This is a genomic window from Acidovorax sp. FG42, from assembly GCF_057809195.1.
The window spans coordinates 348356-363608 of the sequence record NZ_JBMDJM010000001.1 but is presented as its reverse complement, the minus strand read 5'-3'; the positions used below and the strand labels follow the sequence as shown (position 1 = coordinate 363608).

Annotated in this window: 13 protein-coding genes; 3 read left to right on the top strand and 10 right to left on the bottom strand. The window is 62.7% G+C overall.

Annotation, left to right across the window (positions count from 1 at the left end; all coding sequences use genetic code 11):
* Window positions 1–179 precede the first annotated feature (179 nt).
* From ACODSM_RS01705 to sucC, 8 genes are all read right to left on the bottom strand, one after another.
* Window positions 180–968, bottom strand: a complete 789-nt coding sequence (locus ACODSM_RS01705; protein ID WP_488804135.1) for a 3',5'-cyclic-nucleotide phosphodiesterase — start codon at window positions 966–968, stop codon at window positions 180–182.
* 10 nt (window positions 969–978) lie between these two features.
* On the bottom strand, window positions 979–3243 hold the full coding sequence (locus tag ACODSM_RS01700) for a CHASE2 domain-containing protein (RefSeq protein WP_488804134.1): 2265 nt from the start codon (window positions 3241–3243) through the stop codon (window positions 979–981).
* A gap of 72 nt (window positions 3244–3315) precedes the next feature.
* Window positions 3316–3966, bottom strand: coding sequence for an FHA domain-containing protein (locus ACODSM_RS01695; protein ID WP_488804133.1), 651 nt, complete (start codon window positions 3964–3966; stop codon window positions 3316–3318).
* 41 nt (window positions 3967–4007) lie between these two features.
* Window positions 4008–4796, bottom strand: a complete 789-nt coding sequence (locus ACODSM_RS01690; protein WP_015016291.1) for a Stp1/IreP family PP2C-type Ser/Thr phosphatase — start codon at window positions 4794–4796, stop codon at window positions 4008–4010.
* 17 nt (window positions 4797–4813) lie between these two features.
* Window positions 4814–7447: a CHASE2 domain-containing serine/threonine-protein kinase gene (locus ACODSM_RS01685; RefSeq protein WP_488804132.1), complete on the bottom strand. Its 2634-nt coding sequence runs from the start codon at window positions 7445–7447 to the stop codon at window positions 4814–4816.
* A 269-nt stretch (window positions 7448–7716) separates the two neighbouring features.
* The gene (locus ACODSM_RS01680) at window positions 7717–8403 is read right to left on the bottom strand and encodes a TerC family protein (protein ID WP_476017952.1); all 687 of its coding nucleotides are present in this window, start codon (window positions 8401–8403) and stop codon (window positions 7717–7719) included.
* A 144-nt stretch (window positions 8404–8547) separates the two neighbouring features.
* The gene (gene sucD / locus ACODSM_RS01675; protein ID WP_056056609.1) at window positions 8548–9444 is read right to left on the bottom strand and encodes a succinate--CoA ligase subunit alpha; all 897 of its coding nucleotides are present in this window, start codon (window positions 9442–9444) and stop codon (window positions 8548–8550) included.
* A gap of 15 nt (window positions 9445–9459) precedes the next feature.
* Window positions 9460–10620: an ADP-forming succinate--CoA ligase subunit beta gene (gene sucC, locus ACODSM_RS01670; protein WP_209816811.1), complete on the bottom strand. Its 1161-nt coding sequence runs from the start codon at window positions 10618–10620 to the stop codon at window positions 9460–9462.
* A 203-nt stretch (window positions 10621–10823) separates the two neighbouring features.
* Here sucC and argC point away from each other — a divergent pair, with 203 nt between their 5' ends.
* Entirely contained in the window at window positions 10824–11756 is a 933-nt protein-coding gene (gene argC, locus ACODSM_RS01665; protein ID WP_488804131.1) for an N-acetyl-gamma-glutamyl-phosphate reductase, read from the top strand.
* Window positions 11757–11809: 53 nt separating this feature from the next.
* On the opposite strand, the gene recX is transcribed toward argC, so the two are convergent.
* Window positions 11810–12268 carry a recombination regulator RecX gene (gene recX / locus ACODSM_RS01660; protein ID WP_488804130.1) on the bottom strand — a complete coding sequence of 153 codons (459 nt, stop codon included), beginning with the start codon at window positions 12266–12268 and terminating at the stop codon, window positions 11810–11812.
* Between the two features lie 84 nt (window positions 12269–12352).
* A complete protein-coding gene (gene recA / locus ACODSM_RS01655; RefSeq protein ID WP_015016298.1) occupies window positions 12353–13429 on the bottom strand; it encodes a recombinase RecA in 1077 nt (358 codons plus the stop codon).
* Between the two features lie 140 nt (window positions 13430–13569).
* On the opposite strand from recA, the gene ACODSM_RS01650 reads away from it, so the two are divergent.
* Entirely contained in the window at window positions 13570–14082 is a 513-nt protein-coding gene (locus tag ACODSM_RS01650; RefSeq protein WP_488804129.1) for a MarR family winged helix-turn-helix transcriptional regulator, read from the top strand.
* Between the two features lie 264 nt (window positions 14083–14346).
* On the top strand, window positions 14347–15192 hold the full coding sequence (locus ACODSM_RS01645) for an N-formylglutamate amidohydrolase (protein ID WP_488804128.1): 846 nt from the start codon (window positions 14347–14349) through the stop codon (window positions 15190–15192).
* Window positions 15193–15253: the final 61 nt, after the last annotated feature.

The following is a 15253-nucleotide window of genomic DNA, read 5'->3' as shown; positions in this document are numbered from 1 at the left end:
AAAAAGTCAAGCAATTCCCTCACGGCATTTCTAAATGAGCCCCTTGCACCCAGCAAAGTTGGCACACCTATTCAACGGCATCGGCCGTCCTACTTCAAGTTTGACTGACAAATGGCCTCAGGACGTTGAGATATTTACATTTTTGTCGCCCAGTATTGTCACCCTCAAACATGCCTCGCTCACAACTGCATCGTCTGGCCTGCAGTCAACCAACGAATGTCATGCTGGCTTTGACTGGTGCTTGTACTGGAGTCAAACCGCTTGATTTCATCAATGATGAGCGAGGTCTCCGACGGCTTGGTGTGCGTGATGTAGACGGGGTAACGGACAGTTGGAGCGATATGAGCCAGTTCATGCGCCAAGGTCTCGGGGGAGAGGTGCAGGCTCCGTCGGGCCAGATCGCTTTCACGATTGCTGAAGGCTGTTTCGATCACCAAACAAGCCACCTTCAATGTGTTGATTCGAGCCCAAAACGTTGGATTACGCCCGGTATCCCCGCTGAATACCCACCAGCCGGCATCACCAAGCACAGCAAACCCCACGGCGGGGACCGTATGGTGGGCCGGCAGCACTTCGATCTCAACCCCTGCGATGCTCAGTACGTCACCGCATACAAAAGCCTGGTACTGCAGAAATGGGGATGCAGCAGACGGTATCGCGCTGAAATCCGGCCAGATGACGTTGTTGAAGACATGAGTCTGAAGCGCAGAGATGGTGGCAGCAAGGGCGTGCACTTGCACCGGGTGACGGCGCTGTGACGACACCGCGTCGAGCATCAGGGGCAGCGCGGCGATGTGGTCAAGGTGGGAATGGGTCAGGAGTACATGGTCAATCTTGCCCATCTCTTCCAGCGTCAGGTCGCCCACGCCGGTGCCGGCATCGAGCAAGATGCTGTCACCGATCAAGAACGATGTCGTGCGACAGTCCTTGGCGATAGCGCCGGAACATCCCAGCACGCGAACCTTCATGTAGAGCCTTCTACTTGGTGTCGAAATTGGTGGCGCTGTCCCAGTCAGGATTGAAAGGCAACCCACGCAGGCCTTCGACCCGTGCAGCATACAACTCGTAGAGAGTGCAACGAGGTCTGAGGCCTCGCAACTGCGCCATCAGCTTGTCGCATTGTGCCCATTCCTGTGCCGCATAGGCTCGCAGAAAACCCTCCCATACCACCAGTTCTTCGGCGAGTTCGGCGGGTAGCTGATCCCGGGGCGCCAGCGGCTGATAAATGGGTACGGCCTGCGCCTTGCCCTTGACGCGAACGCGATCCATTGCCTGCCAAACAAACTGAGGGGCGAGCTGCACGGCAGATTCACTCACCACGATCGACGTGCCGTAGTGTTTGGACAGCCCTTCCAGACGCGAGCCAAGGTTGACCGCATCCCCGATGACTGTGTAACTGCGCCGGATGTCCGAGCCCATATCGCCCACGCACATGACGCCCGTATTGAGCCCAATGCCCACTCCGATCTCGGGCAGGCCGCGCTGGCGATGATCGGCGTTGATTTGCCCAATGGCCTGCGACATTTCCAAGGCCGCAGTCACTGCCAACTGCGCGTGGTCTGGTGTAGCCACAGGAGCCCCCCAAAACGCCATGACGCAGTCGCCCATGTATTTGTCGATGGTGCCTCGGTGGCTGCGGATGATATGAGTGAGCTTGCTAAACACTTCATTCAACAACCCTTGCAGTTGCAAAGGCTCCATCCGCTCGGACATGGCGGTGAAGCCGCGCATGTCGCAGAACATCACCGTCAGCTCCCGGTTGGTGGCCTGCATGCTGTAGTGCTCCGGCTGCTTGACCATTTCGGCCACCAGCTCTGGAGGCACATAGGCGCTGAACAGCGCTGCGAGTTCGCGCTTGGAGCGGCTTTCCACAAAATAACCGTAGGCCATGTTGAGCGCAAAGGCCAGCATGGACATCACCACCGCCGTAGCCAGCGGCAACGCCAAACCCTGCGCGATGTACATCCACAGGTTGAGCCCCACGAGCGCAGAAACCACGCCAGCGCTCAGCAAGACCGCAGACGATGCAGACAAGAGCGGCAACGCCACCGCCAGCAGCAACCCTGCGCAAAGGAGTTGCAGCACATCGAACCCGGCGGCATAGTCGGGCCGGACGATGCTTTTGCCATCCAGGAATGCCGACAACACGTTGGCGTGGGTTTCTACGCCGGGATAAGTTCTGCCCACCGGCGTTACACGCAAATCGAGCAAGCCAGGCGCGGTGGACCCGACCAGCACCAATTGATCTTTGAGTTGGCTGGGCGGGAGCACGCCATCCAGAACGTCAGACGCTGAGATGTACCGGAAGGAACCACCTTTGGCATCGCCCGGCCCCCGATATGGAATGAGGGTGGCCAGTTGCTGGTCTACAGGGAGGGCGAGCGTGCGACCGTCCTGGCGCAACACGATGCTTTGCAGCAAATCATGCGTCCCAACGGGTATGGGGTTCACAAAGCCCGGATGGATTTCTGGCAACCCGATGGCTGTGCGGAACATGGCCAAGGCCAGTGACTCGTAATACTGCCCCTGGTACTCGGCCAACAACGGCAAGGAGCGAACGACCCCGTCCTCGTCCGTGATGGAGTTGAAGAACCCCGCAGCAGGGGCTGCGCGGGTCAGCGCCTCGATGTTGCTGCTGTAGCCGCGCCATGTGGTTGCGCCCAGCGGCAGGCCCCGTAAGCGCTCCAACGGGAGAGCAGGGTCCGGCAGCATGCCTTTCGTGATGCCGTCGCGGTCTTCGCCCGACAAGTAATAGCCCAGCACCACCGGCTGCCCACGCAGGGACTGCGCAAAAAGCGCGTCATAGTCTAGCGATGGTGCCAGGCGCTTCAATTGCTCCTGGAAGGCCGGCTGGCTGCGCAGAGGGCCTTGGGCCAGCTCTTGCAACGTTCCAAGACCTGAACTCTCGTCGGCCTCGGCAAACAGAACGTCAAACCCGATGACCGACACTTGCTGGCGCTCAAACAGTTCGCGCACCAGCGCGGCCATTTTGTCCCTGCGCCAGGGCCATTGGCCCACACGCCCCAAGCTTTTCTCATCGATATCGACGATGACGATGCGCTCGTCGAGCGTGCGAGGCATGGTAACCCGCAGGCGGGTGTCGTAGATGATGTTGTCCAGTCTCTCCAACACCTGAAGGTGGAGCACATCGGCCACATGCAGCAATGCAAAAACCAGCGGTATCAGCGTGACTGCAATGCGTCGCCAGCGTCGGCGGAACAGGTGCGACAGGGACTGCAGCATGGGTCCGCGCGCAAGGAGAGAAGGTTCAGGTCAGCAGAGGCCCGCGACCATGGGGCGGGCCCATGCCAGGCGTCAGGTCTGTTCGAACTGCATTTCGGTGCCAGCCAGTTCCAGGCGATCGCCGTGCTTGAGAGGCACGGGCGAAGCACCAATGGCCACACCGTTGAGCAGGGGCATTTCGGGCCCCTCCACGTGGGCCAAGACAAAACCCTGGTGCCGCTTAGTAATGGATGCCACGGCCACGCCAGGCTTGCCAATAGTAGTCACGACCTTTTGCAGGGACACCTCGCGCCCCGCTGCAGCGCCCGACATGACACGGATCACCGCTGAAATCGGAGCAGGCGCAGGGGCAGCGGGAGCGGGCCTGGCGGCGGCCACCGCAGGCGGCACCATGCCAGGCTTGAAGATCATGGTCTTTTCGAAATTCTGACCTTCAGCATCCTGCAAAAAGCGAATCTTGTACTTGCCCACCTCGACCGTGTCGCCATTGCGCAGCTCTTGGCGCTTGACGGCCTTGGCATTCACGTAGGTGCCGTTCGTGCTGCCCAGATCCTCAATCTCCACATCGTTTCCCACCATGTGGAGCACCGCATGTTCACCGCTCACCGCAAGGTTGTCGATCACGATGTCGTTGTATGGACGCCGACCCAGCGTAGTCCGCTCCTTGGTCAGCTGCACTTCCTTGATAACAACGCCGTCGATTGAAACGATCATTCTCGGCATGATCCACTCCTGATGTGATGAATTGTTGTAGTTCGGGCCACTCAAGAGGCCCCTAGCAGTCGGGACATGAGGCCACGCTTCTTGCCTCCTGCGGCAGCCTGCACCAGCAGCACGCTCACGTTATCACGACCACCGTTGGCATTGGCGGTGTCAATGAGCAGTGTCGCTTTTTCTTCCAAAGGCATGGGCGCCCGTACCAGCTCCGCCAGATCCGAGTCGGACACCATGTCGGTGAGCCCGTCGGAGCACAGCAAGAACAGGTCATTCGGCGCCACCTGGAACTCGTTGACTTCCATCAGCACATTGGGCTCCACACCCAGGGCCCGGGTCACCAGATTCCGATTGGAAGACAGGGCCGCCTGCTGCGCCGTTAGCAGACCTGCATCGACCTGCTCCTGCAACCAGGAATGGTCGCGCGTGATCTGCTGCAAAGCACCATCGCGCAGGCGATAGCAGCGCGAATCGCCGATATGCCCCAGGATCAGGCGGCTGCCATGGAACACCGCCACCACCAGCGTCGTACCCATGCCCGCGTACTGCGGATTGGAGAGCGACGCCCCCAAAATGGCGTGGTTGGCATTCTCGACACAGATTTCCAGCGCCCGGCGCACGTCCGTGGACTGGGGACTTGCGCCCGCTTGGGCCAGCCAGCGGGCCATCTCGGTACGAATGAAGGTGGTGGCCATACCGCTGGCCACCTCACCCGCGTTGTAGCCGCCCATGCCATCGGCCAGTATCGCGACCTGCGCATCGCGGTCAACGGCGACCGCGTCTTCGTTGTTGGAACGCACGCGGCCCTTGTCGGTCCGCGCAGTGAATTCGTAGGTCATGGATGTGGAGGCGTGCGTCATGGGGCGCCCGAAATCGGCGGGGCTGCCGCACCCCGCACGGCGGGGGGCTCCATCACGGTTTCCTGAAAATCCGCCATTTCTTGCCCTGTTGCATCGCGGTCCGCATCATAGACGACTGCCTCAGGGCTGGATTGCGCGTCGCCCGCCAGGGTCTGCCGCAGGTCCGCCGCAAACTGCCGCCCGGTCTGATAGCGTGCCTCAGGGCGCTTTTGCAACGACAGCGCCACCACCTTGGCCACAGCCGCTGAAAGTTCAGGGCGCAGCTGCCGCACATCGGGAGCCTCCACGCTCGCAATCTTGTGCATCAGCTCGGTCATGGACGCACCCCGCAGCGGGAGCGTACCCGTCAGCAACTGGAAGAGGGTGATGCCCAGCGAATAAAGATCCGAACGCCCGTCGACCTTCTTTCCGGCCAATTGCTCCGGGGACATGAAGCTGGGCGTCCCCAGAACGAGCCCCGTACGGGTCTTGCTCGAATCCGTGATGCGCGCAATGCCGAAGTCTGTCACCTTCACTGCGTCGGTACCGCTGTCAAACATGATGTTGGCCGGCTTGATATCGCGGTGCACCACGTTATGGGCATGGGCATAGTCCAGCGCATCGGCCACCCTGGCCGCAATGGAGAGCACGGTGGGGACTGGCAGCAGCCGGTCCTGGCCGCAAGCATGAGTCAGGTCCTGGCCTTTGAGGAACTCCATGGCGATGTAGGCCAAGTCATGCTCCTCGCCGGCATCAAAAATGGTGACGATGTTCGGATGCTGCAATCGCCCCGCAGTTTCGGCTTCGCGGAAAAACCGCGCGCGCGCATCAATCAAGGCATCGCCTTCAAACTCCTGTCCCAAGGCCAGCGTCTTGATGGCCACGACGCGGCCGATCTTGGGATCGCGCCCCAGATACACCACCCCCATGGCACCTTTGCCAATTTCGCGGTCAATCTGGTAGCGCCCCAGCATGGACACGCCCACGCTCGCGTCACCGGGCAGGCGGGGTGTTCCGGCGGAGGCGCTCGGCAAAGAGTCTGCAGCGCCTAACGAAGCTTGCGCACCCCCTTGGGCCTGTGCCTTGGCACGCTTGTAGCGGCTGCGAGCGTCCTTGTAGTGCCGGTCGTGGCGCAGGATATGTTCGTATACCGCCTGCGCCTTGCCGAAGTGGCGCTTGCGTTCGAAGTCCTCCGCCAAATGGTAGAGATTGTCCAGAAGCGCACTGCTGGCAGGCACTTTGCGCAAGCGCTCAAAGGCCATGTCCAGCTGCCCTTGGCCCTGCAGTGCCAAGCCCATCATGCGGTCGGCTTCGGCGGCTTCGGCAGAGCGCGCGGAAGTTTCGCCGCGCTGCCCCCGGTGCAAAAGTGCCACGACGGTGGAACCGGTCAGCACGACCAGAACAGGCAACAGCAACGAAAGCCACAAGCCTCCGTAACGCAAAAGGGTCCACTCCGTGGCAACACCCGCAAGCACGAGCCCGGCACCCACCGCCACCACCAAGGGGCGCGCCAAACGGGGCGCCACCAGCACCACATAGAGCAACGCCAGCGCTAACACCAGCCAGGTGACCGGCATGGCCCAGCTCGGTTCGACCACCCCCAATCCGAAACGCATGGATGACACGGCTTGCGCAAGCACCTCCACGGGATGGACGAGACGCTCTCCCACCCGGACTGCGGCAGCACCCGGCGCATCTGTCATTTCGCCCACCAGCACGATCTTGCCCTTGAGGCTGCCGGCGGGAGCCGTTCCCTCGAGCACACTTGCAGCCGAGAGCGTTGGGAATGTGCCTGCACCGTCACCGGACACCTGCCAGCGGGGGCGCAGCATGACTCCTGCATTGGTGGGAATATTCAACCCGCCCAGGCGCAAGCCCTCCGACGCATCCAGCGCACGAAGGTCACCCAGGCCCAGGTGCAGGCTGTGTTGTACCGCCAGCAACGCCAAGGACGGCACCCCGACGCTGTCGTAGCGAAGCAGCAGGGGAATCTGGCGCACACGGCCGTCGTTGTCAGGCTCTGCGTACACATGCCCCACTCCCGCCGCCACCGTTCCCAGCGACGGGATGGGGTGCTGCGCGGATTGCAGCGTGGTTGCAGTCGTACCCGGGTCGGGTGCCGTACTGCGGCGTACGTACGCGGGCAGAGGGGCTGCAGCACCCGCATTTTCATACCGCGAGGCCAGGAACACATTGCCCGCCCGCTGGATGGATGCCGCCAGACGCGCATCCCCGTCGAGTGCGGCTTCTGCCTCTCCCACAACGCGGCCCAGCTCGGCTGTCAATGGGGTTGCTTCTGTCGAAGCAGACAGGGTGTCGCGGATCTTTCGCAGATAAACCAACCCCCTGTCACTCTGGGGCTGCGTGAACGCGGGGGTGTAAACAACGGTTTGGGCGCCCGCTGCTGAGAGGCGATCAATCAAGCGGGCATGGATGTCGCGCGACCAGGGCCACGGACCCAGTGCTGCCAAGCTGGCATCGTCCATGCCCACAATCACCACGTCGGCCAGCGGGGCGGGTGACGAGGTGCGGATGGCCGCGTCGTAGAGCTTGAGTTCAAGCGTGAGCGATGCGCCCGTCATTGCGCACAGGCCTGCAACAGCCAATGCCACCAATCCGCCCCACAAGCCATCGGTACGCCATCCACCCATCCGCCGCGCCGAGGTTTTTCGTCCCACTTGCTGTTTTTCCACTCAGTATTGGGTGGATTTCAAGCAATAACCGCGCCCAGGCAAACACAGGCAGTCGGGACAGCAGAGACAAGGGGATGGGCGGCGAATCGCTCCCCGGGGCAGCGCCAGGTGCCGTTCTTGTCACGCAGCCTTTCCATAGGAAGTGACTGCCGTGCCATTTTTGTCACACTTTGTATCTGACGCAACGGCCGAGGCCTGCGCGCAAGCCCCGGCCGCAGCTCCAGCCGTCAAGTGGCGGAGGCGCTGTTCGACCCCTTGCGCCAGAACTTGCCGACGCCCACGACCAGCGCTGCGCCGAGTGCGGCCGCCACATAGTGCAGTGCGGGATGCGCCACCGCATAGTCGTGCAAGATGGCATCGCTGGCGATGGTTTCACCACCCACCCAACCAATCAGGGCAGCCCCCAGCACCACGATGATGGGGAAACGCTCCATGAGCTTGATCATGAGGGTGCTGCCAAAGATGACCAGCGGAATGCTGATGGCCAAGCCCAGCACCAGCAGCACCACGTTGCCCTGCGCCGCAGCCGCCACGGCGATCACGTTGTCGAGGCTCATCACCAGGTCGGCAATGAGGATGGTGCGAACGGCGGCCATCAGGCTGCCATAAGTCTTGGACTCGCCCTCTTCCTCGTCGTCGTCGCTGAGCAGCTGAAAACCAATCCACAGCAACAGGCAACCGCCCACGATCTGCAGGAACGAGAGCTCCAGCAGCTTGGCCGCCACCACCGTCAGCAAGATCCGCAGGACCACGGCAGCGCCGGAGCCCCAGAACACGGCTTTCTTTTGCTGATGGGGGGGAAGGGACCGGGCGGCCAGCGCGATGACCACCGCGTTATCGCCCGAAAGAATGATGTTTATCCAGACGATCTTCACCAGGCCGATCCAGAAATCGGCGCTTTGCAGAAACTCCATGACTGACTCCACTGTTATGAATGCAAGAAGCGCCCGGAACCGGGGTTCCGAGCGCTTCTCTTTTTGTTGGAGCCGCCAGTCTAGCGGTCTGTGCCGAGCGCCGCGTCCGTAATTGTGCTTACGGTCGCAACAGGGCCAGGCAACTTACTTCAGCTGGGCCTTGAGCAGCTTGCCCAGTTCCGAAGGGTTGCGGGTGATGATGAAACCCGACTCTTCCATGATGGCGAGCTTGGCATCGGCCGTGTCGGCGCCGCCGGAGATCAGCGCGCCAGCGTGGCCCATGCGCTTGCCGGGAGGGGCGGTCACGCCAGCGATGAAACCGACGATTGGCTTCTTCATGTTGGCCTTGCACCACTGGGCGGCTTCGGCTTCGTCAGGACCGCCGATTTCGCCGATCATGATCACGGCATCGGTGTCTGGATCGTCGTTGAATGCCTTCATCACATCGATGTGCTTGAGGCCGTTGATGGGGTCGCCACCAATGCCCACGGCGCTCGATTGACCCAGACCGACTTCGGTCAGCATGGCCACGGCTTCGTACGTCAGCGTGCCCGAGCGGGACACCACGCCGATACGACCCTTGCGGTGGATGTGACCGGGCATGATGCCGATCTTGATTTCGTCAGGCGTGATCAGGCCAGGGCAGTTGGGGCCCAGCAGCAGCGTCTTCTTGCCGCCAGCGGCTTCCTTGGCCTTCATCTTGTTGCGCACCATCAGCATGTCCTTGACCGGAATGCCTTCGGTGATGCAGATGGCCATGTCCAGGTCGGCTTCGACAGCTTCCCAGATCGCGTCAGCGGCGCCTGCGGGCGGCACATAGATCACCGACACGGTGGCACCGGTCTGCTGGGCAGCTTCCTTGACGGAGGCGTAGATCGGGATGTTGAAGATCGACTCGCCCGCCTTCTTGGGGTTTACGCCCGCCACGAAGCAGTTCTTGCCGTTCGCGTATTCCTGGCACTTTTCGGTGTGGAACTGGCCAGTCTTGCCCGTGATGCCCTGGGTGATGACCTTGGTGTCTTTGTTGATGTAGATCGACATGTGTGTTCTCCGGGCTTACTTGACGGCAGCAACGATCTTGGTCGCAGCTTCGGCCATGGTGTCTGCAGCGATGATGGGCAGGCCGGACTCGGCCAGCATCTTCTTGCCCAGCTCTTCGTTCGTGCCCTTCATGCGCACGACCAGCGGCACGTTCAGGTTCACAGCCTTGCAAGCGGTGATCACGCCGGTGGCGATGGTGTCGCACTTCATAATGCCGCCGAAGATGTTGACCAGAATGCCCTTGACCTTGGGGTTCTTGAGCATGATCTTGAAGGCTTCGGTGACCTTCTCGGGGGTAGCACCGCCGCCCACGTCCAGGAAGTTGGCAGGCTCGCCGCCGAACAGCTTGATGGTGTCCATGGTGGCCATGGCCAGGCCAGCGCCGTTCACCAGGCAGCCGATGTTGCCGTCCAGGCTGATGTAGGCCAGGTCGAACTTGGAAGCTTCCACTTCGGCGGGATCTTCTTCGTCCAGATCGCGGAAGGCGACGATTTCGGGGTGGCGGAACAGGGCGTTGGCGTCAAAGTTGAACTTCGCGTCCAGGGCCATCAGGTTGCCCTTGGAGTCGCAGTTCAGCGGGTTGATTTCCACCAGCGACGCATCGGTGTCCATGTAGCACTTGTAGATCTTGGCGAAGATGTCCACAGCCTGGTCGATGGAAGCGCCGGTCAGGCCGATGGCAGCAGCGACCTTGCGGCTTTGCGCTTCGGTGATGCCGACCAGCGGGTCGATCATCTCGGTGACGATCTTCTCGGGCGTGGAGTGGGCCACTTCTTCGATGTCCATGCCGCCTTCGCTCGAAGCGATCAGGGCGACCTTCTGCGTGGCGCGGTCGGTGACCAGCGACACATACAGCTCGTTCTTGATGTCGGCGCCATCTTCGATGTACAGGCGGCGGACCTTCTGGCCTTCGGGGCCGGTCTGGTGCGTGACCAGTTGCATGCCCAGGATTTCGCTGGCGCGAGCCTTCACGTCATCAATGGTCTTGGCGACCTTCACGCCGCCGCCCTTGCCACGGCCACCGGCGTGGATCTGGGCCTTGACCACCCACACGGGGCCGCCGAGCTTCTGGGCTGCTTCCACGGCTTCTTGCACCGTGAATGCGGGAATGCCACGCGGAACGGGCACACCAAAATTGCGCAAGATTTCCTTGCCTTGGTATTCGTGAATCTTCATGAGGTCTCTCTCAGGGAAGGGTGGTAGTTACCCGTTTACCATGAACAGTTGTCTGGCCGCGGGCTTGGGACATGGCAACCCGCGACTGTATCATGCTGCAACGCACCATCCTTGTGCCTGGCTTACATCCAGGGTTGGCGTCGCAGCCTTTCCCATCCCTTTTGCCGGCAGACGCTGCCGTCCTTTTTTGCAGGAGCACCTCCATGTCCAAAGTCTTTATTGATGGCGAAGCCGGCACCACAGGCCTGCAGATCCGCGAGCGCCTGCAGGCCATGCCGCAGATCGATCTGGTCAGCATTGCGCCCGAGCTGCGCAAAGATCCTGCCGCCAAGCGCGACCTGATCGCGGGGGTGGATCTGGTGGTGCTGTGCCTGCACGACGACGCCGCGCGCGACACCGTGGCCATGGTGGACGAGATCGAGCGCAGCTCGGGCCGCAAGGTCAAGGTGATCGATGCCAGCACGGCGCACCGCACGGCCGATGGTTGGGTGTACGGGTTTCCGGAACTCGCGGCAGCGCAGACACAAGCGGTGCGCGACGCCACCCGCGTCTCCAATCCCGGCTGCTACGCCACGGGCGCGATTGCCATGCTGCGCCCGCTGGTCGATGCAGGCCTGATCCCGGCGGACTACCCTTTGAGCCTGCCTTCGGTCTCGGGCTACTCCGGCGGCGGCCGCACCATGATCGAAGCCTACGAAGCGGGCACCGCAGCGCCGTATGAGGCGTATGCACTGGGCCTGTCGCACAAGCACATCCCCGAAATCTTGCGCTACACCGGGCTCACGCGCCGCCCGGTGTTCATCCCTGCAGTGGGCAACTTCCGCCAGGGCATGTTGGTGCAGTTGCCGCTGCACCTGGACTTGCTGCCCGGCGCCCCCAAGGCCAGCGACCTGCACGACGCGCTGGCTGCCCACTACAGCCGCACCAACACGCCCGAGCAATGGGTGAGCGTGCTGCCGCCCACCGACGATTTGAAGCTGGCGGCCGACACGCTGACCGACACCAACAAGCTGGAGTTGCGCGTGTTTGCCAACGAGCAATACCGGCAGGCGGTGGTCATTGCGCGCCTGGACAACCTGGGCAAGGGCGCCAGCGGCGCCGCAGTGCAGAACCTGCAGCTGATGCTGGGCGTGTAACCACACCCCAGCGCTTCAGAAGGGGGCGAAAGCCCTGCTTGTGAGCAGCGCGCTCACCCCTCGTCGGAATCGTCGGCGCCCTGCACGGCGCGCCGCACCACATCGCCTGAGAACCCCCGCGTCAGCAAGAAGCGCATCTGTTTGGCGCGGGTTTGCGGGTCGGTGGCGGGCTCGCCAAACTTGCGGCGCCACACCTCGCGGGCACGCTCCAGTTCGCTGCCCTGCAACTGGGCCACTGCCTGCTGCACGGCCTCGGCGCCCAGCCCTTTGGATTGCAGCTCTTGCCGGATGCGCGATGCACCCATGCGCCTTGCGCGCCGGTTCAGCACCGACTCCACCACCCGCGCCTCGCTGATGAAGTCCCGGGCCTGCAGGTCGTCCAGCACGGCCTCCAGGTCTTCGCCCTCTTGCACATGGGGGCTGAGCTTGCGCTGCAGCTCGGCCCGCGAATGTTCGCGCTGGCTCAGCAGCCGCAGTGCACGGCCTTTGAGCGAGAGCGCAGTGAATCCCATGGCTGACCAAACGCTATATTTTCAATAGCTGCAGGCGCATATGGAATGTGCGCCTGCAGGCCATTTGGCTTCAAAAACCGTCAATCACTCGTCGGCAGCCGCTGCCGGGGCCTGCAGTGCGCCAGGCAACAGCGCAATGCCCAGCCCTTCGCGCACCTTGTTTTCAATTTCACGGGCCAAGTCGGGGTTTTCACGCAAAAACTCGCGGGCGTTGTCGCGGCCTTGGCCGATCTTCTCGCCGTTGTAGGCGTACCAGGCGCCGCTCTTTTCGATGACCTTGGCGTTCACGCCCATGTCGATGATCTCGCCTTCGCGGCTGATGCCTTCGCCAAACAGGATGTCGAACTCGGCCGTCTTGAAGGGCGGGCTTACCTTGTTCTTGACCACCTTGACCTTGGTCTCGTTGCCGATGGCTTCGTCGCCCTTCTTGATGGTGCCGGTGCGACGGATATCGAGGCGCACGGAGGCATAGAACTTGAGCGCGTTACCGCCGGTCGTCGTTTCGGGCGAGCCGAACATCACGCCAATCTTCATGCGGATCTGGTTGATGAAGATGACCATGCAGTTGGTCTTCTTGATCGTGGCGGTCAGCTTGCGCAGCGCCTGGCTCATCAGGCGGGCCTGCAGGCCGGGCAGGGCATCGCCCATCTCGCCTTCGATTTCGGCCTTGGGTGTGAGGGCTGCCACCGAGTCCACGATGATCAGGTCCACGGCGCCCGAGCGCACCAGGCTGTCCACGATTTCCAGGGCTTGTTCTCCGGTGTCGGGCTGGCTGATCAGCAGGTCGGACAGCTGCACGCCCAGCTTCTGGGCGTATTGCACGTCGAGGGCGTGCTCGGCATCGACAAACGCGCAGGTGCCGCCTTGCTTTTGCATCTCGGCCACCACCTGCAGCGTGAGCGTGGTCTTGCCCGACGATTCCGGTCCGTAGATCTCGACCACGCGGCCGCGGGGCAGGCCGCCCACGCCCAGGGCAATGTCCAGGCCCAAGGAGCCGGTGGAGACCACCTGGATGTCCTCGATCACCTCGCCTTCACCCAGGCGCATGATCGTGCCCTTGCCAAATTGCTTCTCGATCTGGGCGAGCGCGGCGGCCAGGGCCTTGGCCTTTTCGGTGTTCACGGGCAATGCGGGGTTGGTGCCTTTGACTGCGACGTCCATGAGAAACTCCTTGAAAAACAACAGGTTGGATGCTTGCATCGCTCTGCGGTTAATCACAGGCTGGATGCTTGAACAGTAGTTTATGCGAGCAATGAAATCCAGATAAAGCGATTTTTAGTCAGTTTACCTGACAATATCGCATGGCCGATTTTTCTCCTGCCGCCGTCTCCGCCCCATCAGCCCCGGGAGCTGATGACCGCTGGCGCCAAACCCACCTGGGCCGCCTGATGGGCAGCGCCCTGCGCCGCTTTGACGCCCGGGTGCTGCAGCTGATGGCGCGCAACGTGGAGGTGCCGCTAGCCTTGTCCAACCTGGCAGCGCGCGACCAGGTGACGGCCGCCCATGTGCACATCACGCGCCACCTACCCTTGCAGGGCGACCGGCTGACCGACCTGGCCAAGCGCGCGGGCATGACCAAGCAGGCCATGGCCAACCTGGTGGACCAGTGCGAGGCCTGGGGGCTGGTCACACGGCAGGCAGACCCGCTGGATGCGCGGGCGCGCCGCGTGTGCTTCACGCCCACCGGCCTGGCGTGGCTGCAAGCGTTCCGGGACGCGGTGGCACAGGCCGAGGCGGAGTTCCGCGCCGAGGTGGGCCAAGACGTGGCCACCGTAGTGGCGATCGGGCTGGAGGCTTATGCAGGAGGGGCCTAGGAGCCTTTGCAAGGATCGAGCAGCAACTGGGCACTGCGGATCGCGATGGGCTGCAAGACGCAAAACGCAGCCATGGCCGTCGCTATTGCGAGGTTTTGCAACGCTGCCGACCGCCCGAGCCCGCAGATGCACACGGTGCGCTGATTCGTGCAGAGGGTCCCTAGCCCTGATCCAGCTGCGGACACCGCACAAGGGAATGCTCCATGGACGGACACCAGCGGATTGCGCACACTGGCCCCTGCCGACTGCGTTACCCTCGAAACCATGTCCTCAGAAGTCACCTATCTGCCCGGCAGCACCCCGCTGGTGCTCGACTCGCCCCACAGCGGCACCCAATACCCCGACGACTTTGGCTCCGCCCTCGACCTGGCCACGCTGCGCCGGGCCGAAGACACGCACGTCGAGAAGATCTACGCCTTTGCCCCCGCGCTCGGCGTGGCCTGGGTCGAGGCCCATTTCCCCCGCATCTACCTGGACGCCAACCGCGACACCACCGAGCTGGACACCAGCCTGCTCGACGGGGACTGGCCCGACCCCATTTCCACCGACTCCAAGGTGCTCAGCAAGGTGCGCCTGGGCAAGGGGCTGATCTGGAAGTTCACCGACCAGGGCGAGCCCATCTACCAGCGCCAGCTCACCGTGGCCGAGGTGCGTGCGCGCATCGACCGCTGCTGGCGCCCGTACCACGCTGCCGTGGCCCAGGCCATTGACGCGGCCCATGCACGCCACGGCTACAGCATCCACCTCAACTGCCACTCCATGCCCGCCGTGGCCGGGCGCTTTGCCACCGAGTTTCCGGGGCTGGAGCATGCCGACTTCGTAGTGGGCGACCGGGACGGCACCACCGCCAGCCCGGCGCTGTCCGCGCTGATCTGCGAGCACCTTCGCGCGTGCGGCTACAGCGTGGAATACAACCACCCCTACAAGGGCGTGGAACTGGTGCGCCGCTACGGCAACCCCGCGCAGCACCGCCACAGCATCCAGGTCGAGATCAACCGCAAGCTCTACATGGACGAGCAGACGCTCGCGCAGGAGCCCGAGGGCATGGCCCGCCTGCAGGCCGACCTGAAAGCCCTGGTACACAAGCTGCTGGCGCACGACCCGCGCTGACAGCCCCAGGCCCGAGCGCTGCGCGCGCCACGGACGCCTTTTTCTCGGCGCAGCGGGGCGC